19 protein-coding genes and 1 tRNA gene are annotated in these 22,048 nt (G+C 61.0%); 10 read left to right on the forward strand and 10 right to left on the reverse strand.

Features of this window, described 5'->3' with window-relative positions; translation table 11 throughout:
* The first annotated feature begins 49 nt into the window (after positions 1-49).
* Together PG898_RS09820 and PG898_RS09825 are read left to right on the forward strand one after the other, a co-directional pair.
* Complete coding sequence (locus PG898_RS09820) at positions 50-514, forward strand: thioesterase family protein (RefSeq protein ID WP_005328457.1); 465 nt, start codon at positions 50-52, stop codon at positions 512-514.
* Positions 515-637: 123 nt separating this feature from the next.
* Positions 638-1,165 (forward strand): hypothetical protein, encoded by a 528-nt coding sequence (locus tag PG898_RS09825; protein ID WP_270823872.1) that lies wholly within the window; start codon positions 638-640, stop codon positions 1,163-1,165.
* Between the two features lie 723 nt (positions 1,166-1,888).
* On the opposite strand, the gene PG898_RS09830 is transcribed toward PG898_RS09825, so the two are convergent.
* The 10 genes from PG898_RS09830 to PG898_RS09875 all read right to left on the reverse strand — a co-directional run bounded on the left by PG898_RS09830 (position 1,889) and on the right by PG898_RS09875 (position 14,856).
* Positions 1,889-4,867, reverse strand: coding sequence for a hypothetical protein (locus tag PG898_RS09830; RefSeq protein ID WP_270823871.1), 2,979 nt, complete (start codon positions 4,865-4,867; stop codon positions 1,889-1,891).
* 668 nt (positions 4,868-5,535) lie between these two features.
* Positions 5,536-5,612: transfer RNA gene (locus tag PG898_RS09835), tRNA-Pro, on the reverse strand.
* A gap of 140 nt (positions 5,613-5,752) precedes the next feature.
* Positions 5,753-6,478, reverse strand: a complete 726-nt coding sequence (locus tag PG898_RS09840; RefSeq protein WP_270823870.1) for an MOSC domain-containing protein — start codon at positions 6,476-6,478, stop codon at positions 5,753-5,755.
* Between the two features lie 89 nt (positions 6,479-6,567).
* Positions 6,568-7,410: an ABC transporter permease subunit gene (locus PG898_RS09845; protein ID WP_025328719.1), complete on the reverse strand. Its 843-nt coding sequence runs from the start codon at positions 7,408-7,410 to the stop codon at positions 6,568-6,570.
* Positions 7,407-8,312, reverse strand: coding sequence for an ABC transporter permease subunit (locus tag PG898_RS09850; protein WP_043128697.1), 906 nt, complete (start codon positions 8,310-8,312; stop codon positions 7,407-7,409). Before PG898_RS09850 ends, PG898_RS09845 begins: the two co-directional genes overlap by 4 nt.
* Positions 8,309-9,463, reverse strand: coding sequence for a polyamine ABC transporter ATP-binding protein (potA, locus tag PG898_RS09855; RefSeq protein WP_005328474.1), 1,155 nt, complete (start codon positions 9,461-9,463; stop codon positions 8,309-8,311). Before potA ends, PG898_RS09850 begins: the two co-directional genes overlap by 4 nt.
* A 76-nt stretch (positions 9,464-9,539) precedes the next feature.
* A complete protein-coding gene (locus PG898_RS09860) occupies positions 9,540-10,619 on the reverse strand; it encodes a polyamine ABC transporter substrate-binding protein (RefSeq protein WP_408750688.1) in 1,080 nt (359 codons plus the stop codon).
* Between the two features lie 121 nt (positions 10,620-10,740).
* A complete protein-coding gene (locus tag PG898_RS09865) occupies positions 10,741-11,838 on the reverse strand; it encodes an extracellular solute-binding protein (protein ID WP_041206590.1) in 1,098 nt (365 codons plus the stop codon).
* Between the two features lie 54 nt (positions 11,839-11,892).
* Positions 11,893-13,254 (reverse strand): aspartate aminotransferase family protein, encoded by a 1,362-nt coding sequence (locus tag PG898_RS09870; RefSeq protein ID WP_270823868.1) that lies wholly within the window; start codon positions 13,252-13,254, stop codon positions 11,893-11,895.
* A gap of 270 nt (positions 13,255-13,524) precedes the next feature.
* Positions 13,525-14,856, reverse strand: coding sequence for a glutamine synthetase family protein (locus PG898_RS09875; protein ID WP_005328484.1), 1,332 nt, complete (start codon positions 14,854-14,856; stop codon positions 13,525-13,527).
* 462 nt (positions 14,857-15,318) lie between these two features.
* Between PG898_RS09875 and PG898_RS09880 the strand changes: the two genes are divergently transcribed.
* From PG898_RS09880 to PG898_RS09915, 8 genes are all read left to right on the forward strand, one after another.
* Positions 15,319-15,705 (forward strand): TraR/DksA family transcriptional regulator, encoded by a 387-nt coding sequence (locus PG898_RS09880; protein ID WP_025328724.1) that lies wholly within the window; start codon positions 15,319-15,321, stop codon positions 15,703-15,705.
* A 187-nt stretch (positions 15,706-15,892) separates the two neighbouring features.
* The gene (locus PG898_RS09885) at positions 15,893-16,756 is read left to right on the forward strand and encodes a hypothetical protein (RefSeq protein ID WP_270823867.1); all 864 of its coding nucleotides are present in this window, start codon (positions 15,893-15,895) and stop codon (positions 16,754-16,756) included.
* A gap of 104 nt (positions 16,757-16,860) precedes the next feature.
* On the forward strand, positions 16,861-17,307 hold the full coding sequence (locus tag PG898_RS09890; protein WP_270823866.1) for an Mpo1 family 2-hydroxy fatty acid dioxygenase: 447 nt from the start codon (positions 16,861-16,863) through the stop codon (positions 17,305-17,307).
* Positions 17,308-17,327: 20 nt separating this feature from the next.
* On the forward strand, positions 17,328-17,807 hold the full coding sequence (locus PG898_RS09895) for a CreA family protein (RefSeq protein ID WP_270823865.1): 480 nt from the start codon (positions 17,328-17,330) through the stop codon (positions 17,805-17,807).
* 77 nt (positions 17,808-17,884) lie between these two features.
* Positions 17,885-18,874: a 2-hydroxyacid dehydrogenase gene (locus PG898_RS09900; RefSeq protein WP_042649200.1), complete on the forward strand. Its 990-nt coding sequence runs from the start codon at positions 17,885-17,887 to the stop codon at positions 18,872-18,874.
* A 281-nt stretch (positions 18,875-19,155) separates the two neighbouring features.
* Positions 19,156-20,517, forward strand: coding sequence for a molecular chaperone (yegD, locus tag PG898_RS09905; protein WP_171272877.1), 1,362 nt, complete (start codon positions 19,156-19,158; stop codon positions 20,515-20,517).
* 171 nt (positions 20,518-20,688) lie between these two features.
* Positions 20,689-21,108, forward strand: coding sequence for an META domain-containing protein (locus tag PG898_RS09910; protein WP_005325473.1), 420 nt, complete (start codon positions 20,689-20,691; stop codon positions 21,106-21,108).
* A gap of 69 nt (positions 21,109-21,177) precedes the next feature.
* A complete protein-coding gene (locus PG898_RS09915; protein WP_270823864.1) occupies positions 21,178-22,026 on the forward strand; it encodes an HDOD domain-containing protein in 849 nt (282 codons plus the stop codon).
* Positions 22,027-22,048 lie beyond the last annotated feature (22 nt).

Raw genomic sequence — 22,048 nt, forward strand, 5'->3', positions numbered from 1 at the left:
CTGGCTGGAGTTTTTACTCGGCTTTGATGACAGGGATCGGTATCAGAGAATGAAACAGATGTTGAAGAAGATGGCGCTCAGTGGCATTGCCAATCTGTTCGCCGAGAAGATGCCGTTCAACAAGCTCATCGGCATGCAGGTGACCCACTATGACTTCGAGAAAGTGGAGCTGCGCATCAAGATGGATGACAAGCTGATCGGCAACCCCTTCCATAACATCTTGCACGGCGGCGTCACCGCCAGCCTGCTGGATGTGGCCGGTGGCATGATAGTCGCCGCTTCCTGCATCGACGAGCTGGAGGATTTCTCCCCCAGCTACCTCAAGGAACGCTTTTCCCGCCTCGGCACCATAGACCTGCGAATCGACTATCTGCGACCCGGCCGCGGCAACGAGTTTATCGCCACCGCCCACATCATCCGCGCCGGTAGCAAGGTCGCCGTCGCCCGTATGGAACTGCACAACGAAGAAGGGACCCACATCGCCTTTGGCACCGGCACCTACCTGGTCGGCTAATGGCCTTTATTGCATAAAAAGTGCGCATCTAAGCTGATTTTAATCATTAGAATTGTTACCCCCTCCACCGGCCAGGGTCCATACTGAAAGTCGGGATTGTATGCAGAGGGAGGATTGCAGACGATGAGCGCGATGCTGGCTACCAAACCATCCAGAGCCTTGTTGACACAGCTCGAGTCTATGCGCGAAGAAGTGCAGACACCCGAGTGCCATCACTGGTTGGAACAGGAGCTGGAGGGGTATTCTCTCTGTTCACCCCTGCCTTGGTATCGCATCATTGCCTGTCGGCAACGCGGTCACTTCCTGAATCTGAAGACGGGGAAATATCTGACTTGCCACATCGGCAGCCAAACGCTAAGCCAACGCGACCTGGCCCAAGTTCAGTTCATCTATGCCCGTGAACCCGCCGCCCACTATCTACTGCGTCATGATCCCGGTATCGAACCCTGGCCAGAGCAACTGCTGGAAGCGTATAGAGAGCAGTTGATCCCCGGCCATCTCTGCCTGCAGGCCTGGCATGAGCCCGTGTCTTCGCTGCGTTCACAACTGATGGAGGGAATAGCACATTTCATTAGTGAGTACCCCAAGCATGCGGCTCTGCAAACTCAGCACAGCTTCAAGGCATTGCGGCATCAACACTGGCATATCTGATCATGCGCCCCTGGCGCAAGGAGGGCACCATCGACAAGACCCACAACGAGATTGCCACAATCTAGAGTGCCGGAGTCAGGATCAGACTCCACCTGTAGGGCCACCGAGCGGTGGCCCTTTTAATGGGCGGCATTCCGCACCGGGCAACCTCCTCTGCATACCGACCATGCGTCTGCCTATCACGGCCAAGGCAAATAGCCCAATGCGAAAGACAACCCATTGAACCCCATGCGACTCACCAGCACAGAGCAGCATTGTGAGCCACGGCAAGGCGGATCTTTGAGGTTTTGGCCGCGCAGGGCCTTGATGATCTGAGGGCTGATGAGCTGGCGATCGGGAGATAATCTGGTCGGAAGGCACATCGCACCATAGGTGCACCCCGATGAGGTGAACATCGAATTTGCCTGCCAGCTCAGGCCAGGCCAGGCAGCTGATTGCAATGGCTGGCGCCTTGGTGCCATGCCGTATGTCGCGACGGCAGAGGAAGCAGTGGGAAGCACAGGTAGTCAGCCCCGCAACGTCTGACATACCAACACCATGTTCCTGCCTCACTATGTCATCGCGTCGTACTGCATCGTGCTTTGCACCGCCTCTGGCGCGAGCAGTACGGTCACCACTTGTCGTGCTGCCAACCGCAAGTCACCTTCACCGAGGATCGCAGACACAAAAAAGAGGGGCCCGCTTGTGTCGGGCCCCTCGGTTGAACGCAACGATGCTACACCGTTACGGTCCAGTGCACAGATAGTTGTTGTTGTACTGGTCCAGTGTCGTGGCGAGGTTGTTTGCCTCGGCCGCGAATTGGCCCTTCTTCGGATAATCCCCCATCCCGGTGAAGTTCACCGCGTAGCTGGGCGGCGGTCCATCAAGAATGGCTTGGCCTGCAACCATCGCTGTGACGGCATTCGGACACTGACCCGCCCCGGCTTGCACATTCAGCTTCGCAGCCAGCAGTTGCGCTGCCATGTTGAACGCCGGATCACTCGACTTCTGCTTGCCGCTCCCGACATCCTGCTTGCTCAGGATACGCACGGCCTCCTGGCAGGTATCCACGAACAGGTTGCCGATATAGACCCCGCCACCGGCAAAGGAGGCCAGCGTCTGATCAAGCACGGGTTCCTGTTTGCCATTGGATTTGGCGCAGGACGCCCAGTTCCGCCAGAAACCGATGGTCAATGCACGGCCGCCTGGGGGCGGTGTGTTGTCGATATTGAACACCTTCGTTTCACCCGGGCCCACCTCGAAGTCGCCACAGAGAATACTGTTGTCGACATTCGGGTTGATGACTACGCCATCCGGTGGCATGAACGCATTCGGAACAAAGTTTCCGAAGCTGCTGAGCCACCCCGGACCCACGATCTCGCAGATCTGATAGGTCTGGCCTGGGATGAGCTCCTGCGTAAACACCAGGGTGCCGCCGTTCCCGGCATTGGCCGACATCGACTCCAGGGTCTCGCCGACGGAGAAGGTGGTAGCCCCCTGCCGCAGCACGAAGGTAAACGAGTAGCTGCCCAAGTCGGGTAGGCCATTCATGGTCTTGAGGACTTGTGCCTTGCCGCGTTCACGGTTCAGGAACGAACAGGAGAAGACCTTGCCTGCATCCTCCGGGTAGTCGACCACGAAGTCGCAGACCTTGTCCTGAATCGGCGAATCCGGGTTGGCCGAAACCAGATCCCAACCCGCCTTGGCCGTCTCGACCACGGTATAGGTACCCTCGCTAGTGAGGAGCAGATCGAGGCCAGCGGTCTGGAACATCGAAGGGCCCGCACCCGCACCGACATCTTGCATACTCAACAGCCCGCCATCCGGACCATACAACTTGAAGGTCCAGTAGTAGTCGTCATCCGAGTTTTCGAGTACCGGCTCAGTGGTCTTCTGCACCTGCGCCTTGGCCGGTTCGGTTGTTGGCACATTCTGGAAGTCGACAGTTGCCGAACAATGGGTCGCGATGCCGTCTTCGAGCTGGAGATCCACCGTCCTGGGGTTCGGATACTCAGCTGGGTCGCGCGGGTCAGCCAGACCGACAGGGACGCCAGTGTCACTGCCTGCGGCGAAGAACACGCTGCTCACCTCTTCGACATAATAGGTGTCGGGAACCAGGCCCCACGCCGTGACGGATTGCGTCGTCGCGCCTCCCCCCGTGAAGGTAATGACCTTGGTCTTGCTGAACGATCCATCATTGGCTCGGGTAATGTGGAATGTCACCTCGAGTTTTTCACCCGCATCCAGGAAGTTGGGGATGCTCTTCTCAATCATGAGCTTGGCCATGACCGATGAGACGATCGGGATCTGCAGTTCGTTGGTGCTGGCCGCAAATCCGTCCGAGGCGGTCAGGTAGGCGGTGTCTCTCAACATGCCTGTCGTGACGCGCTTGGGATCGTCGAGATACACCATCTTGTCAAAGGTGATGGAACCACTGTCTGTCTGCCCAGTCGTCTGCCACCCTACCTCGCCATCCGTCTGCGTGTCCGCAATGTAGCCATCCAGGAAGCCGCCAAACGACGGAACCCCGACCGCATACATCAGACCCACGCCGTCGATCTCCTCCACGTCCTTGATGGTCGTCGAAGCATTGGTGACCTCACCCTGCTGGATCTGGGCGTTCGCGACCGCCGTCGTGGTGCCTGGGACCGGGATGCCAGTTGCCTTGTCCGTATAGGTTCCTGACACCTCGTTGTGCAGCCAGTCGCCAACCTTGCCCGCCGTCGCTGCGTCGAATTCGACCGTGAATTCGGCGACCATGCCATTGAAGCCGGCAGCGAGGTCGAATGGGCCCTCGTTGTAGGTATCGAGCAAGGTGCCGGTGTTGTCCGCCCCCTTGTACAACTTGTCGGTCAACTCGATGGTGATCGTACGCGCGGCTGGATTCTTCGCATTCAACACTATGTTGACCGCGACCTTGCCACCGATGACTTCCGCCTTGGTCCAGGTGACCGTGATCTGGACGGGAAGGGACTCGGGAGCATCACTGCGGCAGACGTTGCCAAAGTCCAGCGAGTCTTCGGTCCCCTTGGAGATATTCCAGGTCTGCTCCGCGCCCTGGTGGGCCGTCATCGTCTTGGAAATCTCCTGCGGCTCGATCTCCTTCACCGGGATGGAGACGTCGCGTGCACCAGCCCCACCGGTGCCGAGATCTTCGGCCAGGAGATTGGCGTGCAGCGATGAGCCCGGGAACAGGTGCGACCCCAGGGCCAGCCGACCGTAGTAGTCATAGACACAGGTGGTATTTTTCGCCTGTGTGACCGTGATCAGTCGGTAAATGGAGATGTCGGTGCCGCCAACGCCCGGGTTCTTGGGAGTTTGCGGCGTCGACTGGGCTGCCGCACAGGACGCGCTCGACTTGCCCACATTCAGTACCGGGGCCGAAATAATGTCATATCCGGGTTTGCCTGCATCCTCGTTGTCCAGTACCACACCAAGGGTGTACATCTGGCTGGCAGGGGCGGAATTACCGGCCTGCAGCGTGATGCGATAAGGAACGAGGTCGAGTTCGTTCCACGTCTTTCCCAGGTTGCCAGTGGTGTAGTCCGCGTCGGGGCAGATAAAGGGGCCGCCATCGGGGAAGGTGAAATTCGCATCTTTGCGACATCCCTCCAAGGTAGTCTGCACCCCAACGGGGTCGGCGGCCTGCGCCGGCGCCGTGCCGAGCAGCCCGAGCGCGAGCACGGCCCCCAGCGTCGTCTTCCATCGTTTGCTGACGAACATGTCGATGTCTCCTTGACGTTGTCCTTGTGTGGCCGGGAAGTGTCGTTCGACACGAGCACCCACGACCGCCGGTCGTCATGACGAGAGCGATAGAGCAAGTCGTATGCCAGTGGACATGGTGTGTAAAAACAAGGGGTTACGGATGCTTGCCATCTGGCATGTCACAGCAGTGAAACACACGGTACCGCGCTACCCGTCGAGATTGACCACAAGTCTTTGATAATTGAACCAAACGAGCATGGGAGATGCTGTATCGCGATTGATACTCGTGGTGGCGATGTCTGAGGTGCCATCGCCCTGCTGCGATGCCTGCCTCCAAGCCAATCTGTGTCGTCGCGACGGTGTGAAGGCTCGACATCGTGTCCAGCAGACCGTCAGTGCGACGCGCCATGTGCACGTCGAGTCGAGGAGCCACCACAGGGGGATTGCCGTTTGAAGGGGATCCGTCGATGAACGTCTGGTGCTGGCACAGGCGGTGGAGGAGCAGGGTGCCCGGCTCAAGGGGGAGTGAACCGGATGTGCGTGACCGTCCCGGGAAGCATGCCTTTGCATGAGGGATGATGGACCAGACAAGGAAGGACAATGACGAGGAGATGCAGGGGAGATGCCTCATGGCCCTGGGCATTCCAAAAGCGAAAAGGCCGCTCGATGAGCGGCCTTTTCCAATGTGGTCGGTGTGAGAGGATTCGAACCTCCGACCCCTTCGTCCCGAACGAAGTGCGCTACCAAGCTGCGCTACACACCGATGTCTGCGGGGCGAGAATTTACCGAAAGCCCCGACATGACACAAGCCTTTTTTTGCATCTGCCGTAAAAAAAGGGCTTTACGCTCAATAATCCAGCGTTTCATGGCGATCAGGGGCACCGGGCTCATCCCGGTACTCGGTTACGCCTTTGGCGGCAGCTGAAACTCGGCTGGTCCCAGCAGACGCCGACTCCAATCGGCAACGACCCCGTGCTCCAGCCAGTGGGCCGCATGCTGCTGCCAATTGGGAGAGAGCGCCGGGTTCTCCAGCAGCAGTTGCAGGTCTCCTTCGTGGCGGGCCTGATTGAACAGGATGTCGGCGGTGCGCTTCACCGTCAGCTCTGGATAGGGCCTGTCCATCAGCAGCAGCTCATCCACCGGATCCACTCGCCCCTCCTCCAGCACTCGCAGCAACCAGCCGCAGCGACCGCTGAGTTGCATCACCTGAGAGAGGTGCGAGTAGCCAAAACGTTGATTGAGCTTGAAGCAGGGGGATCTCGGCTGGCTGATCTGGACCAGGGCGGCGCCGAGGCGATAGACATCACCGATACAGGCCTGCGCCTCGGTCAATCCGAGGCCGGAGAGGTTTTCGCCAAAGGCCGCCGGCTGCCAGGAGGCTCGGGGGGCAGGCAGGCCCAGCGCGGTTTGCCAAGTCTTCCACCAGGGGTAGTGATCCGCGGGATAGTAGTGCAGGGCGCGGTCCGGGCCGCCGTGATGGCGTTTGTCGCTCTGCTCATCGCCTTCCAGGCCCGAGAAGCTGCACCACAGGGGATGGCCTGCCTCATGCTTGTCGATGGCACTGACGAGTCCGGGGGCGAGTTCGGCATTCATCTCGGCGCTCTGGCCGATAAAGAGGGAGATCCGCATTCCATGCTCCTGACGGATGAGAGAATGCGGATCTTAGGGGCTGTTGAGCCGTCGACGCAAGCCGCGTGACCGCCTCAACAGCCCCGGGGTCAGGCGACGGCCTGCATCTGGGTGGTCATGGCAATCTCGGCACGGCGGCGTTTCTCCGCCCTCGCCATCAGGTACCAACTGCCGAAGGTGAACAGCGACACCGACAGCAGGATCAGGCTCGCCACCGCGTTGATCTCGGGTTTCACCCCGAGGCGCACCGCCGAGAACACCTCCATCGGCAGGGTAGTGGAACCTGGGCCGGAGACGAAGCTCGCCAGCACCAGATCATCCAGCGACAGGGCGAACGACATCATGCCCCCCGCCGCCAGTGACGGGGCTATCATCGGGATGGTGATCAGGAAGAACACCTTCCACGGCTTGGCGCCAAGATCCATGGCCGCCTCCTCGATGGAGAGATCCAGTTCCCGCAGCCTGGCCGACACCACGATCGCCACATAGGCGGTACAGAAGGTGGTGTGGGCAATCCAGATGGTCAGCATGCCCCGCTCGGCGGGCCAGCCCACCAGCTGGGCCATGGCCACGAACAGCAGCAGCAGCGACAGACCCGTGATCACCTCTGGCATCACCAGGGGTGCCGTCACCATGCCGCCAAACAGGGTGCGGCCCCGGAAGTGGGGGATCCGGGTCAGCACGAAGGCGGCCACAGTCCCCAGCGCCACCGCGGCGATGGCGGTGTAGAAGGCGATCTCCAGAGAGCGGAACACGGAGCCAATCAACTGTTTGTTGTCGAGCAGACCGAAATACCACTTGAGCGACCAGCCTCCCCACACAGTCACCAGCTTGGAGGCGTTGAAGGAGTAGATGACCATGATGATCATGGGCAGGTAGATGAACAGCAGCCCCAGCCAGAGCATCAGCTTGGCAAAACCAAAGCGCCTCATACTTTCCCCTCCAGCTCTTTGGCCTGGTTGCGGTTGAACAGGATGATCGGAATGATCAGCACCGCCAGCATCACCACTGCCAGGGCGGACGCCACCGGCCAGTCGCGGTTGTTGAAGAACTCCTGCCACAGCACCTTGCCGATCATCAGGGTCTCAGGGCCGCCCAGCATCTCGGGGATGACGAACTCGCCCACCACGGGAATGAAGACCAGCATGCAACCGGCGATGATGCCGTTCTTGGAGAGCGGCACCGTGATCTGCCAGAACCGGGTCAGGTTGCGAGCGCCGAGATCGGAGGCCGCCTCCAGCAGGCTCTGGTCATGTTTGACCAGATTGGCATAGAGCGGCAGCACCATGAACGGCAGGTAGGAGTAAACGATGCCGATGTAGACCGCCAGGTTGGTGTTGAGGATCTGCAAGGGCTCGTCTATTACCCCAATCCCCAGCAAGAAGCTGTTGAGCAGGCCGTTGTTGCTGAGGATGCCCATCCAGGCGTAGACCCGGATCAGAATGGCGGTCCAGGTCGGCATCATGATGAGCAACAGCAGAACGGTCTGGGTCTCCTTGTTGGCCCGTGCGATGGAGTAGGCCATGGGATAACCGATCAGCAGGCACAGAAGCGTGCTGATGAAGGCCATCTTGAGGGAACCCAGATAGGCCGCGATATAGAGCTCATCCTCCTGCAGCAGCAGGTAGTTGCCCATGTGGAGCAAGATGGTGAGCTGACTGTCTGCCCAGGTCACCACGTCGGTGTAGGGCGGGATCGCCACATCCGCTTCGGCGAAGCTGATCTTCACCACGATGACGAAGGGCAGCAGGAAGAACAGGAATAGCCAGAAGAAGGGGATGCCGATCACCAGCTGGCGTCCCCCCATCTGCTTGAGTCGTCTCAATGCCTTCATGATTGCAGCACCACGCCGCTGTCATCTTCCCAATACAGGAACACCTGGTCATCCCAGGTTGGCCGCTTGCCGTGGCGTTCGGCATTGGCGATGAAAGCCTGAACGATTTTGCCCGAGGGCAGCTGGATGTGATAAACCGAGTGGCCGCCCAGATAGGCAATGTCATAGACCTCACCCTTGGTCCAGTTGAAGTCCGGATGTTCGATCTCCTCCGGCTTGTGCAGGCTCATCAGCAATTTTTCCGGCCGCAGGGCGTAGGTCACCTTCTTGTTCTCGGCACGGGAGCTGATGCCATGGCCCACGTAGATGGGCTGCTCCAGATCCGCGCAGGCGATGGTGGCGTGGTCCTGCTCATCTTCCACCAGCAGGCCGTCAAACAGGTTGACGTTGCCTATGAACTCGCACACCAGCCGGCTGGCCGGGGTTTCGTAGATGTCCATCGGGCTGCCAATCTGCTCGATGCAACCCAGGTGCATGATGGCGATCCGTTCCGCCATGGTCATGGCCTCTTCCTGATCGTGGGTCACCATGACGCAGGTTACGCCGACTCGTTCGATGATCTCCACCAGCTCCAGTTGCATCTTGGAGCGCAGCTTCTTGTCCAGCGCCCCCATGGGCTCATCCAGCAACAGCAGCTTGGGGCGCTTGGCAAGCGACCGGGCCAGGGCGACCCGCTGGCGTTGACCACCGGAGAGCTGGTGGGGTTTGCGGCGGGCATACTGGGTCATCTGCACCAGCTTAAGCATCTCCTCCACCCGGGCGTCGACCTCTGCCTTGGGCAGGCCATCCTGCTTGAGGCCGAAGGCGATGTTCTGCGCCACCGTCATGTGGGGAAACAGGGCGTAGGACTGGAACATCATGTTGATGGGACGTTCATAGGGCGGCATGTCGGTAATGTCGACCCCATCCAGGAACAGCCGCCCCTCGGTGGGGCGCTCGAACCCGGCCAGCATCCGCAGCAAGGTGGACTTGCCGGAACCTGAACCACCCAGCAGGGCGAAGATCTCGCCCTTGTGGATGTTGAGAGACACGTTGTCGACCGCCAGCGTTTCGTCGAACTGCTTGCTTACCCTGTCTATTTTGACCAGCACTTCTTTACGCTGCTGGCTGCCCTCGAGGGCTTTCTTGTAGGCACTGGAGGCTATCGCCATTACCAAACTCCCAAAGGTGATACCGGCCGGGGCCGATCCATCAATACAATCTGGCGCCCCGGGATGGGCGCCAAGGTTAGGTTCCGGACTTGATCTTGGTCCAACTCCGGGTGATCAGGCGCTGCACCGAGCGGGGATGTGCTTCCTGCACATACAGACGCTCCAGCACCGCCTGGGGGGGATAGACAGACTCGTCATCGCGCACGGCCTTGTCCATGAACTCTCCCGCCTTGATGTTCGGGTTCGCGTAGCCCACGTAGTCGCTCACCTTGGCGATCACTTGCGGCTCGAGAATGTAGTTGATCAGGGCGTGAGCCTCTTTGACGTTGGTGGCATCGGAGGGGATCGCCATCATGTCGAACCACAGATTGCCCCCCTCCTTGGGGATGCTGTAGGCAATCTTGATCCCCTTGCCCGCCTCGTCGGCCCGGGCCGCCGCCTGCAGTATGTCACCGGAGAACCCCGCCGCCACACAGATGTCGCCATTGGCGAGATCCCCTATGTACTTGGAGGAGTGGAAGTAAGTCACATAGGGGCGCACCTTGAGCAGTTGCTCTTCGGCGCGCTTGAGATCCGCAGGATCGTGGCTGTTGGGATTGAGGCCGAGGTAGTTCAGGGCAGCCGGGATCATCTCGTCCGCCGAGTCGAGGAAGGCCACCCCGCAGTGGGAGAGCTTCTTCATGTTTTCCGGCTCGAAGATGGTGGCCCAGGAGTCAATCTTGTCGACCCCCAGCACGGCCTTCACCTTCTCGACGTTGTAGCCGATGCCGTTGGTGCCCCACAGATAGGGCACGGCGTACTGATGGCCCGGATCCACCTTGTCGAGCTGCTTGAGCAGCAGGGGATCCAGGTTGTTCAGGTTGGGCAGCAGGGCGGGATCCAGCTTCTGGAAGGCCCCCGCCTGGATCTGCTTGGCCAGGAAATTGTTGGAAGGCACGACCAGATCGTAACCGGTTCGTCCGGTCAGCAGCTTGCCCTCCAGCGTCTCGTTGGAGTCAAACACGTCGTAGACGGTCTTGATCCCGGTCTTCTGCTGAAAGTCACTGAGGGTGGTCTCGCCGATATAATCGGACCAGTTGTAAAAATGAACCACAGGGGCTGCCTGGGTCAGATTTGCAAACCCCAGGGTCAGGGCCAGCGTTGCCATCTTGGTCATGTGCACTTATCAGTCCTCATTTGTGTGATGTTGCCAGTTGCGCATCCATACGCACCGTCCAACCTGTCGGGTGGTCACCACCCTCCCGGCCGAACTGCGGACCGGGAGGGGTACTCGTCACTTACTTGCCTGACTTGATCTTGGTCCAGCTGCGGGTCATCAGACGCTGCACCTTGGCCGGCAGATCCGGGAAGGTGTAGATCTTCGCCAGCGTCGCCTCGCTCGGGTAGATACCCGGATCGTTGCGGATCGCTTCGGACACCAGCGGCACGGAAGCCTTGTTCCCGCTCGGGTAACTGACCGCGTCGGAGATCTTGGCGATCACCTCGGGCTGCATCAGATAGTTCAGGAACACATGGGCCGATTCCACGTTCTTCGCATCGGCCGGAATAGCCAGCATGTCGAAGAAGCTGCCGGCCCCCTCTTTCGGGATTACATAGGTCAGATTGACACCGTTTTTGGCCTCGATCGCCCGGGACTTGGACTGCTGCAAGTCACCGGAGTAACCGACCGCCACGCACAGGTTGCCGTTGGCCAGATCCGAAATGTACTTGGAGGAGTGGAAATAAGCGGTATAGGGGCGGATGGAGAGGAACAGCTCCTCGGCCTTCTTCAACTCGTCCGGCTTCTGGCTATCCGGCTTGAAGCCCAGGTATTGCAGGGCAGCCGGCAGCATTTCGGTCGGCGAGTCGAGGAAGGAGACACCGCACTCCTTCAACTTGGCCATGTTCTCCGGCTTGAACACCAGATCCCAGGAATCCACAGGCGCATCGGCACCCAGCACGGCCTTCACCTTCTCGACGTTGTAGGCGTAGCCAATGGTGCCCCACAGGTAAGGGATGGAGTACAGGTTGCCCGGGTCACTCGGTTCGAGCGCCTTGAGCAAGGAGGTATCCAGGTTTTTCCAGTTGGAGAGTTTGGACTTGTCCAGCTTCTGGAAGACGCCAGCCTTGATCTGCTTGGCCAGGAAGGGGTTCGACGGAACCACGATGTCATAACCCGAACTGCCTGCCAGCAACTTGGCTTCCAGCACCTCGTTGCTGTCAAACACGTCATACACCACCTTGATGCCCGTCTCTTTCTGGAAGTCTTCCAGCGTAGTCGGGCCGATGTAATCGCTCCAGTTATAGACGTGCAGCACCTTCTCGTCGGCCATCGCCCCGGTACTCATCATGACCAGCGCCACGGAAGCAGCCATCATTCCCTTTTTAAAAGACATAGTCCTTGTCTCCTAAGCAAATTGTATGCGTAAGCCAATCTGCCCGGTTGCAGCCTATTCCCGCAGCTTTGCTGCCGTCAGATCCAGACTGAGCCTGGCCAGTTTGACCAATTCATCCACCTGTTCCTCGGTGATCACCAAGGGGGGCGATATGATCATGGTATCGCCGACAGCCCTCATCACCAAGCCATTGTTAAAACAGAACTCCCGACACGTCATCCCGGCGTGCAGTTCGGCCGGGAAACGGCGTTTCGTCTGTTTGTCCTGCACTATTTCCAACGCGGCGACCAGGCCTTTACCCCGGGTTTCTCCCACCAGCGGGTGATCGGCAAGCTCGCTCCAGCGGCGCTGCAAATAGGGGCCGATACTATCATGGACGCGCTTAACTATGCTCTCACTTTGCATAAGCTGGATGTTGGCAATGGCCACGGCGCAGGCCACCGGATGACCGGAATAGGTGAAGCCGTGGTTGAACTCGCCCCCCTCTTCCACCAGCACTTTGGCGACCCTGTCCCCCACCATTACGGCCCCCATCGGCAGGTAACCCGAGGTGATGCCCTTGGCCAGACACATGAGGTCAGGCTTGATGCCGAAGCCTTCGCTGGCGAACCAGTGGCCGGTGCGACCGAAACCGCAGATCACCTCGTCGGCGATGAGCAGGATGCCGTACTTGTCACAGATGCGCTGGATCTCGGGCCAGTAGCTGTCGGGCGGAATGATGACGCCGCCGGCCCCCTGGATAGGCTCGCCGATGAAGGCCGCCACCTTGTCCACCCCCAGTTCCAGAATCTTCTCTTCCAGCTGGCGGGCACGGGCCAGGCCGAACTCGTGGGCGCTCATGCCCTCCCCCTCACCGAAGTGATAGGGCTGATCGATGTGGACTATGCCGGGAATGGGCAGGCCACCCTGGGCGTGCATGCCCTTCATGCCCCCCAGACTGGCGCCCGCTACCGTAGAGCCGTGATAGGCGTTGTGACGGCTGATGATCACCTGCTTGTCGGGCTGCCCCTTGCTGGCCCAGTAGTGACGCACCATGCGCAGCACTGTGTCGTTGCACTCCGAGCCCGAGCCGGTGAAGAAGACGTGGTTGAGATGGGGCGGCGTGATCTCGGCCAGCAGGGTCGCCAGTTCGGCGGCGGGGGGATGGCTGGTCTGGAAGAAGAGGTTGTAGTAGGGCAGTTGCTGCATCTGTTTGGTGGCGGCATCCACCAGCTCCTGGCGGCCATAGCCCAGGTTGACGCACCACAGGCCCGCCATCCCGTCCAGGATGCGGCGCCCGTCGGAGTCTTCCAGATAGACCCCCTCGGCCTTGGTGATGATGCGGCTGCCCTTCTTGTTCAGGGCCTGAAAGTCGGTAAAGGGATGCAGGTGGTGGCTGGCATCCAGTTGCTGCCACTCGCGGGTGGTCTGCTTCATTGCTTGCTCCTCGGTTCCTTCGATGTAAGCGATGTTTATTCGTCAATGTCGAGGGTGGCTGGCACTCTCCCGGTCACTGCTACTCACGGGCGGAATGCTGCATTGCTTGCTCCTCGGTTCCTTCGATTTAAGCGATCTTCGTGCATGCATCCATGGGCTGGCCCACGGGCACGGTGCTGCCGCGAGCGGGCGCCATCAGCCGCCCCTCACGAGCCAGTGCCATCTTGCTTTGAGAGTGACGGGAGGGATCTGCGCCCCTCCCGAGACGGGTCAGACGTTCAGCAGCAGGAATTCCCGTTCCCAGCGGCTGATCACCCCGAAGTAGGTCTCGTACTCCTTGCGCTTGACCGCAACGAAGGCGCGGATGAAACGCTCCCCCAGCATGTCCTTGATGGGCTCGCACTGCTCCAGATGGCTGAGCGACTCCTCCAGGGAACGGGGCAGGCTGTAGGGCAGGTCATAGGCACTCGCCTTCATCTCCTGCATGGGCTCCAGCTTCTCCAGCATGCCGAGGTAGCCGCAGGCCAGGGTGGCGGCCAGTGCCAGATAGGGGTTGGCGTCGGCACCGGCGAAGCGGTTCTCGACCCGGCGCGCGCTCGGCTCGGAGAAGGGCACCCGCAGGCCGCAGGTGCGGTTTTCCACGCCCCACTGCACGTTGCGCGGTGCGCTCTCGCCGAAGGTGAGGCGGCGGTAGGAGTTGACGTTCGGCGCCAGCAGGGCGGTTACCGCCGGGGTGTACTTCTGCAGACCGGCGATGAAGTGCATGAACAGGGCGGAGTTGCCCCCTTCGCTGGTGCCAAACAGGTTGCGCCCCTCGGCATCTTCCAGGCTCTGGTGGATGTGCATGGCGGAGCCCGGCTCATCGCTCATGGGCTTGGCCATGAAGGTGGCATAGATGCCGTGACGGTGGGCCGCTTCCCGCATGGTGCGCTTGAACAGGAACACCTGGTCGGCGAGATCGATGGCGTCACCGTGCAGGAAGTTGATCTCCATCTGGGCGGCACCGGACTCGTGGATCAAGGTGTCCACCTCCAGCTCCTGGGCCTCGCAGTAGTCGTACATGTCCTCGAAGATGGGATCGAATTCGTTGACCGCATCGATGCTGAACGACTGGCGAGCCGTCTCGGGGCGGCCGTTGCGGCCCACCGGCGGCACCAGCGGATAGTCGGGGTCTTCATTGCGCTTGACCAGATAGAATTCGAGCTCGGGGGCCACCACCGGCTTCCAGCCCTGCTTCTCGTAAAATGACAAGACCCGGCGCAGCACGGAGCGCGGCGCTATGTCGATCAGCTTGCCATTGATGTCAAAACAGTCGTGGATCACCTGAGCCGTGGGCTCCAGTGCCCAGGGCACGAAACGAATGGTGTTGGGATCGGGATAGAGCTGCATGTCCCGCTCCAGCGGGTCAATCATGCTGTCGTCATCCGGGTACTCGCCGGTCACCGTCTGGGTGAAGATGACCTCGGGCAGCCGCATGCCCCCTTCGCGCAGAAACTTGTTGGCTGGAATGATCTTGCCTCGGGCATTGCCGGTGAAATCCGGGAACAGGCACTCCACTTCCGTGATGCGATTGCTCTCCATCCAGCCCTTGATACTGTCCATGTTAAACCCCGACTCTACGGTTGTCATTGGCAAGGGTGTCTAATATAAGGAACACCATTGTTAAGAAAATGTAATCGACATCACCATAAAAGCCCGTGATAAAGGCCTTTGTCAAGCAGTGGTGTTTAAAAAACTATAAACAACGGCCGATATAATGACCACTGCGGCACCAAATACTAAACACTCTGTGTCACTATCAGCCCACTGCAAGCACGATGCCAAGGCTGGACAGAAGCTGCTCGATACTCAGTCAGCCCCTGTCGGAACGGGCCCATTTCTTTGCAAGGGCGCACAATCCTTATCCAATTCTCTTTGCATACCTGCATTTTTTTGGTACAAGGCCCGCCCTGATTTGCACTCTCCTGCATGGATTTGGTGCAAATCGGACTACAGGGGCTTGGTCTGCGGGCCTACAGCCCCCATAAATGGGAAAAATTGGGAAACTGACTGGTAGCAAACCCTATGTGTGATTTCATGACTGAAGACCAACTGGCCTTTTACAAGGGTCAGATCGAGCGACAAATCCTCGAGCTCGAAGAGCGTCTCAACTCCCAAGCCAGCCAGGCCATCGCCACCGATACCAACGAGATGGCCGATGAAATTGATCGTGCCAGCATCGAGGAGGCCCGCCGTCTGGAGCTGAACCGCATCGAGCACGACAAGCTGCATCTGCGCAAGCTGAAAGGGGCGCTGAGACGCATCAATGAAGGGGACTTTGGTTACTGCGAATCCTGCGGTGACGAGATATCCCTCAAGCGGCTGCAGGCTCGTCCTGAGTCCCGCTTCTGTGTCGAGTGCCAGAGCACCAAGGAATTCAACGACACCCACGTGTTCCGCCGCGTCGCCTGAGGCGCCAGTGAACCGTCACCCCCTTGTCGCACCGGGCCGCTGGCAAGGCAGTGTGCAGGCACCGGCGTCCGTGTAGACAGACGGGCATGCCGGGCTGCACATGAACCTTGTTTGCGGCTTCACAGCAAGAGCGTGACAACTTCTGTTAGACTCCGGGCAAGTCCCGGACTCTACAGGAGATCAGAGCGTGAAATGGCTCATCAAGCTGTGTTTGTGCCTGCCACTGCTGGCACAGGCGCAGACTCTCACCGTCAAGGTCCCCAGCCGACCGATCAATGACCTCGACAGCGAATACCAGCTCAAGCTGCTGGAGCTGGCACTCGACCGTGCCGGACAGCCCTACAAGCTGGAGCGGGTAGACCTCAATCTCAATCAGTTCACCCTGCAGCAGGAGCTGCGCAAGGGCAAAACCATCAATGTGTTCTGGATGGGTACCTCCAGCGCTCTCGAATCCGCCCTGATCCCCGTCCCCATTCCGCTGTTCCGCGGTCTGGAAGGGCTGCGGCTGTCGTTCATCCACAGCGATGCCCAGGAGAAGTTCAACCAGGTCAACACCCTGGCGGATCTCAAGCAGCTGAAGGCAGCCCAGGGGGTCGGCTGGGCCGACAACAAGATCCTGGAGCAGGCGGGCATAGCGACCTACGCGGGGCGCTACAGCAACCTGTTCCGCCTCATCAACGACGGCGACAAGCTCGACTTCTTCCCCCGCGGTCTGGTGGAGATCTTCGCGGAACGCCGTGAGCTGGCGGCCCAGTACCCCAATCTCGCCATAGAGCAGCACCTGCTGATCCGCTACCCCTTCGCCGAGTTCTTCTTCGTCAGCCCAGAGTCCCCCAAGCTGGCCAAGGCGATCCAGAGCGGACTGGAGCGGGCCTATGCCGACGGCAGCTTCATGAAGTTCTTCCACGAGAATCCCAGGGTCCGCGAGGCGCTGGCCAGCGCGAACCTGGAGCAGCGGGTCACCATATCCCTGCCCAACCCGGACATGACCCCTTTGCTCAGGAGCATTCCAGCCCAATATTGGGACTATCCGCCCAGGCAAGGACAGTAGCATCGGGATTCCAGAGCTCTATTTGTTGCAGGGGCAGTAGTGCCTGACCACCGGCTCGCAGGGAATGAGCGGGCCAGTTCCAACCGCAGCACCAGGGAGGTGCCATGAAGCGACTCGACGACTGGTTCAGCGACTACGGCCAGAGCCACCAGCACCCGGTCAATGTGGCCATCCACAAGGTGGCCGTGCCTGGTATCTACCTCTGCACCCTGGCCCTGATCTGGTGCCTGCCGGCAGGCCCGTTGCCGCCGTACCTTAACTGGGCGGTGCTGGCGGCCATTCCGGTGCTGGCCTTCTATCTGCGGCTGTCGTTCCCCCTGTTCGTGGGGATGGCGACCCTGACCGCGCTGGGGCTGGTCCTCTGCCACAGCTGGCAAGGCCCCTTGCTGTGGCCCGCCCTGTGCGGCTTCGCGCTGCTCTGGGTAGCCCAGTTCGTCGGCCACCGGATAGAGGGGAAGCGCCCCTCCTTCCTCGCCGACCTGCAATTTCTGCTGGTAGGCCCCGCCTGGGTGCTGGCCAGCCTCTATCGTCGCTTGGGCATCCCCTACTGAAGGAAGCCAAAGGAGAAACCATGACACACTCTTCCCCCCTTACCCGCGCCCTGCCTCTGCTGCTGGGCATGCTGTTTGCCGGTCCGGCGCTGGCCGACAAGGCCGACCCCGTCGGCGAGGTGAGCACCGCCTTCAAGCTGGTCGGCCCGAACCACAAGATCTTGGTGGAGGCGTTCGACGACCCGAAAATCGCCGGCGTCGCCTGCTACCTGGCGCGCCCCAAGACAGGGGGCGTCAAGGGCGGTCTCGGGCTGGCGGAAGATCCCTCCCATGCCTCACTGTCGTGCCACCAGACAGGCCCCATCACCCTGCCCGCCAAACTCAAAGCCGGGGAAGAGGTGTTCGACGTCAGCACCTCCCTGGTGTTCAAGGAGCAGAAGGTGGTGCGTTTTTACGACGAGAAACGCAATGCCCTTGTCTATCTGACTTACAGCACCAAGTTGGTGGATGGTTCGTACAAGAGTGCAGTGAGCGCCGTTCCCATCATGCCGTGGGGCTGAATCCCCACCATTTATCCCGTGATGACGGTCACTATTTGTTGTAATTTAACCACATCATTATCTGCGGAGAGCGCCCCATGAGAGTCGCCGTTTTCAGTACCAAGAGCTACGACAAGGAACACTTCAATCAGGCCAACAGCCAGTACGGCTTCGAGCTGGAGTTCTTCGACGTGCGGCTGGAGGCCAAGACAGCCCGCCTCGCCCATCACTTCCCCGTGGTCTGCCTGTTCGTCAACGATGACGCCGACCGGGAGGTGCTGACCGAGCTGGCCGCCAACGGCACCAAGGTCATCGCCCTGCGCTGCGCCGGTTACAACAACGTGGATCTGGTGGCCGCCAAGGAGCTGGGTCTGAAAGTGGTGCGGGTACCCGCCTACTCCCCCGAGGCGGTCGCCGAGCACGCGGTGGGCCTGATGATGACCCTCAACCGCCGCATCCATAAGGCCTACCAGCGCACCCGCGACGCCAACTTCTCCCTGGAGGGGCTGGTCGGCTTCAACATGCACGGCCGCACCGCCGGCATCATAGGCACCGGCAAGATCGGCATCGCCACCCTGCGCATCCTCAAGGGCTTCGGCATGCGCCTGCTGGTGAGCGACCCCTACCCGAACCAGGCGGCCATCGATCTGGGGGCCGAGTACGTGGACATCGACACCCTGCTGCGCAAGTCCGACGTCATCAGCCTGCACTGCCCCCTGTTCAAGGAGAACTACCACCTGCTGAACAAGGAGGCCTTCGCCAAGATGAAGGACGGGGTGATGATCATCAACACCAGCCGGGGCGGCCTGCTCGACTCCAACGCCGCCATTGAGGCCCTCAAGACCTCCCGCATCGGCGCCCTGGGGCTGGACGTCTACGAGGAGGAGGAAGATCTCTTCTTCGAGGACAAGTCCAACGAGGTGATCACCGATGACGTCTTCCGCCGCCTCTCCGCCTGCCACAACGTGCTGTTCACCGGTCACCAGGCCTTCCTGACCCGGGAGGCGCTGCACGCCATCGCCGACACCACCCTCGGCAACATCCAGGCCATAGAGAGCCAGGGCCGCAGCGACAACGAGGTGGAGTAACCCCTCCCCCGCAGCGATGAAGGACAGAGGGCGCCACTCCCTCTGTCTCCTGCGCAGACAGGCACCCCGCTCGCCCTGTTGTCCCCTGCGAGCGCAATAACCATGGCGCCGGGTTGTGAGACTCGGCGCCTTCGGGTAGGCTACCAGCCCTTTTTTGTACAGGAGTCTGGCAAGCATGTTCATCGGATTTGCTCACTGTACCTCCGACTGTGCGCCGGGTTGTAAGATCCGGCACCTTCGGGTAGGCCAGTCCTCCTTTTTTACTCTGGAGTCTGGCACCCATGTTTATCGGATTTGATTACGGTACCTCCAACTGTGCCGTCGCCGTGATGGAACAGGGCAGCCCCAGGCTGCTGACCCTCTCCGGTTCCCACTACCTCCCCTCCACCCTGCACGCCCCGCACCGGGACGCCATCGCCGGCCTGCTGGCCGAACGGCTGGCAAGTACGCAGCAGGCGGAGTACCTCAAGCTGCGGGGCCCCGTGGTGACCCGGGCCCAGGCGGTGCGCCGCCAGATGCGCGAAGAGGGGCTCATCGACGAGCTCAGCTTCGGCGGGGCGGCGCTGGAGCGCTACCTGGAGGAGCCGGATGACGGTTACTACATCAAGTCGCCGAAATCCTTCCTCGGGGCCTACGGCCTCAAGGCGCCCCAGATAGCCCTGTTCGAGGACATCGTCTGCGCCATGATGCTGCACGTCCGCCACGAGGCGGAGCAGCAGACAGGTGCCCCGGTGCGCCAGGCGGTGATCGGTCGCCCGGTCAACTTCCAGGGGCTGGCCGGGGAGGAGAGCAACCGCCAGGCCATCGCCATCCTGGGTGAGGCGGCCCGACTCGCCGGCTTCGAGCGGGTGGAGTTTCTCTACGAGCCGGTGGCCGCCGGCTTCGAGTTCGAGGCGCGACTCAGCGAGGATGCCGTGGTGCTGGTGGTGGACATAGGCGGCGGTACCACGGACTGCTCCATGCTGCGCATGGGCCCGAGCCACCGCGACCGGCTGGATCGCAGCGGCGATCTGCTCGGCCACAGCGGCCAGCGCATCGGCGGCAACGACTTCGACATCCGCCTGACGGTGGAGGGCATGATGCCGCTGCTCGGCATGCACGAGACCCTCAAGACCGGCAAGCCACTGCCCCATCCGCTGTTCTGGGACGCGGCCGCCATCAACGACGTCAGCGCCCAGAGTCGCTTCTACAGCCTGGATACCGCCCGCCAGCTGCAGGATCTGCAGCTCGACAGCCAGCCCGGCAGCAAACTCTCACGGCTCGCCAGCCTGCGGGCCCACAAGCTGAGCCACCAGCTGGTGTGGCGCGCCGAGCAGGGCAAGATCGCCCTGTCCGACCACGAGCTCAACCACCAGACCCTGAATGAGCTGGAGAAGGGGCTGGAGGCGGAACTCACCCGCCCTCAACTGGCCAGTGCCTCCGCCCCCCTGCTGGAGAAGATTGGCGAGCTGATGGACGAGGCGATCGCCGCCGCCGGCGTGGCGCCGGACCGGATCTTCGTCACCGGCGGTAGCGCCCGCTCCCCTCTCATCAAGGCCTTCATTCGTCAGAAGCTGCCCTCAGTGCCTCTGGAGGGAGGGGATGACTTCGGTTCTGTGGCCTCGGGGCTCGCCCGTTACGCCGAGCGGTTGTTCGCCGGCTGAGACGGTCAGGGGAGCCATGGATAAGCAGGCTCAGCCGGGGCAGGTGTTGCCATTTACCGACACCCCCCTCTCCCTGAGGGCGACAGAAGCGGTCGGGCCGGCCCCCCCGTGCCCTGCCTCCCGGGCCATGGCACGGGTATGCTTGTCACTCCCCCCACCGGAGCCCCTTTCATGCCCAGATTTCTGCTACTGCTGCTCGCCCTGCTCCTGCTCAGCGCCTGCAGCAGTACTCCCCGCTTCGCCTCGCAAGATCTGCAGCACCACCACTGGGTGCTCGACAAGCTGGATGGCCAGGCCATCCCCAGCAGCCGCATCAATCCCCCCGACATCGAGATAGGGGAACACCTCACCGTCAATGGCATCGCCGGCTGCAACCGCTACTTCGGCCAGGGCCACCTCGAAGATGACAGACTCTGGGTCACCAGCCTGGGCAACACCGAGATGGCCTGTCTGGCGCCGCTCGATGCCGTGGAGCAGGCGGTGCTGACCACCCTGACCGAGGGCGCCACCCTGAGCGGCACGCCACAGACCCTGATCCTGACCGGAAAACAGCACCGTTTGGAATACAAACTGCGAGACTGGGTGTACTAGGGCTCACAAAACCACTCACCGACAGGAACAACTGACCCAGCTGTGGCACAATATGAGGCACTGTTCGCAATGGAGGCTGCCTCAGCCATGTCGATGGATCGCCTGTTTGGCAAGATCAAACAACTGCCCACAATCCCGCAACTGCTGCACGAGCTGATGCAGAGTTTCAACGATGAGAATGCCCGCATCGACGAGATCGCGGCCAAGATCGCCATGGACCAGGTGATCAGCGTCAAGGTGCTGCGGATGGCCAACTCCGCCGCCCTGCGCCGGGGCAACGAGGTGACCTCCATCGAGCAGGCGGTGATCCGTCTCGGCTTCAACCGCTTGCGCTCCGTGGTGGTCGCCTCCGGCATCATCAGCAGCTTCAAGGCCCCCCCGGGCTTTGACAAGCACCGCTTCTGGACCCAGACCTTCCAGGTCGCCACCATAGCCCGCACCCTGGCCCAGCAGACCAGGGCGGTGGATCCGGAGAGCGCCTTCACCTGCGCCCTCATTCACAACATCGGCGAGCTGCTGATCCAGAGCACCTTGCCGGAGGAGGCCGGGCTCATCAACCTGGCCATCGAGAAGGGGAGCAGCAGGGTCGAGGCCCAGCGGGAGATGCTGGGGTACGACTATGCCCAGCTCGGCGCCGAGCTGGCGAAGCGCTGGAACCTGTCGTCCTCCTTCGTCGATGCCATCGCCCAGCAGCTGGATCCCCTCTCCCACGATCCGGTGAGCAAGGAGGCGGTGCTGATCCGGCTCTCCGTCTTCGTCTCCTTCGCCTGGCACGCCGGGGTACCGGCCCAGACCATCATAGCGCGCTTCCCCAAGCCGCTGGCCGACCAGCTCGGGCTGGATCCCGCCACCCTGGCGGATCAGCTGGAGCAACTCCACGAGCAGGGCAATGCCCTCGCCGACCTCCTGACCCAGTAGCCTCTGGCCACCCTCTGATGCA

Source organism: Aeromonas sp. QDB31 (assembly GCF_027707605.1).
Lineage (GTDB): Bacteria > Pseudomonadota > Gammaproteobacteria > Enterobacterales > Aeromonadaceae > Aeromonas > Aeromonas media.

Bases quoted from the DNA above. Each gene is read 5' to 3' on its own strand.
- PG898_RS09820 (WP_005328457.1), top strand. From the start codon at position 50: ATGAAACAGATGTTGAAGAAGATGGCGCTCAGTGGCATTGCCAATCTG.
- PG898_RS09825 (WP_270823872.1), top strand. From the start codon at position 638: ATGAGCGCGATGCTGGCTACCAAACCATCCAGAGCCTTGTTGACACAG.
- PG898_RS09830 (WP_270823871.1), bottom strand. From the start codon at position 4,867: ATGTTCGTCAGCAAACGATGGAAGACGACGCTGGGGGCCGTGCTCGCG.
- PG898_RS09840 (WP_270823870.1), bottom strand. From the start codon at position 6,478: ATGCGGATCTCCCTCTTTATCGGCCAGAGCGCCGAGATGAATGCCGAA.
- PG898_RS09845 (WP_025328719.1), bottom strand. From the start codon at position 7,410: ATGAGGCGCTTTGGTTTTGCCAAGCTGATGCTCTGGCTGGGGCTGCTG.
- PG898_RS09850 (WP_043128697.1), bottom strand. From the start codon at position 8,312: ATGAAGGCATTGAGACGACTCAAGCAGATGGGGGGACGCCAGCTGGTG.
- potA (WP_005328474.1), bottom strand. From the start codon at position 9,463: ATGGCGATAGCCTCCAGTGCCTACAAGAAAGCCCTCGAGGGCAGCCAG.
- PG898_RS09860 (WP_408750688.1), bottom strand. From the start codon at position 10,619: ATGACCAAGATGGCAACGCTGGCCCTGACCCTGGGGTTTGCAAATCTG.
- PG898_RS09865 (WP_041206590.1), bottom strand. From the start codon at position 11,838: ATGTCTTTTAAAAAGGGAATGATGGCTGCTTCCGTGGCGCTGGTCATG.
- PG898_RS09870 (WP_270823868.1), bottom strand. From the start codon at position 13,254: ATGAAGCAGACCACCCGCGAGTGGCAGCAACTGGATGCCAGCCACCAC.
- PG898_RS09875 (WP_005328484.1), bottom strand. From the start codon at position 14,856: ATGGACAGTATCAAGGGCTGGATGGAGAGCAATCGCATCACGGAAGTG.
- PG898_RS09880 (WP_025328724.1), top strand. From the start codon at position 15,319: ATGTGTGATTTCATGACTGAAGACCAACTGGCCTTTTACAAGGGTCAG.
- PG898_RS09890 (WP_270823866.1), top strand. From the start codon at position 16,861: ATGAAGCGACTCGACGACTGGTTCAGCGACTACGGCCAGAGCCACCAG.
- PG898_RS09895 (WP_270823865.1), top strand. From the start codon at position 17,328: ATGACACACTCTTCCCCCCTTACCCGCGCCCTGCCTCTGCTGCTGGGC.
- PG898_RS09900 (WP_042649200.1), top strand. From the start codon at position 17,885: ATGAGAGTCGCCGTTTTCAGTACCAAGAGCTACGACAAGGAACACTTC.
- yegD (WP_171272877.1), top strand. From the start codon at position 19,156: ATGTTTATCGGATTTGATTACGGTACCTCCAACTGTGCCGTCGCCGTG.
- PG898_RS09910 (WP_005325473.1), top strand. From the start codon at position 20,689: ATGCCCAGATTTCTGCTACTGCTGCTCGCCCTGCTCCTGCTCAGCGCC.
- PG898_RS09915 (WP_270823864.1), top strand. From the start codon at position 21,178: ATGGAGGCTGCCTCAGCCATGTCGATGGATCGCCTGTTTGGCAAGATC.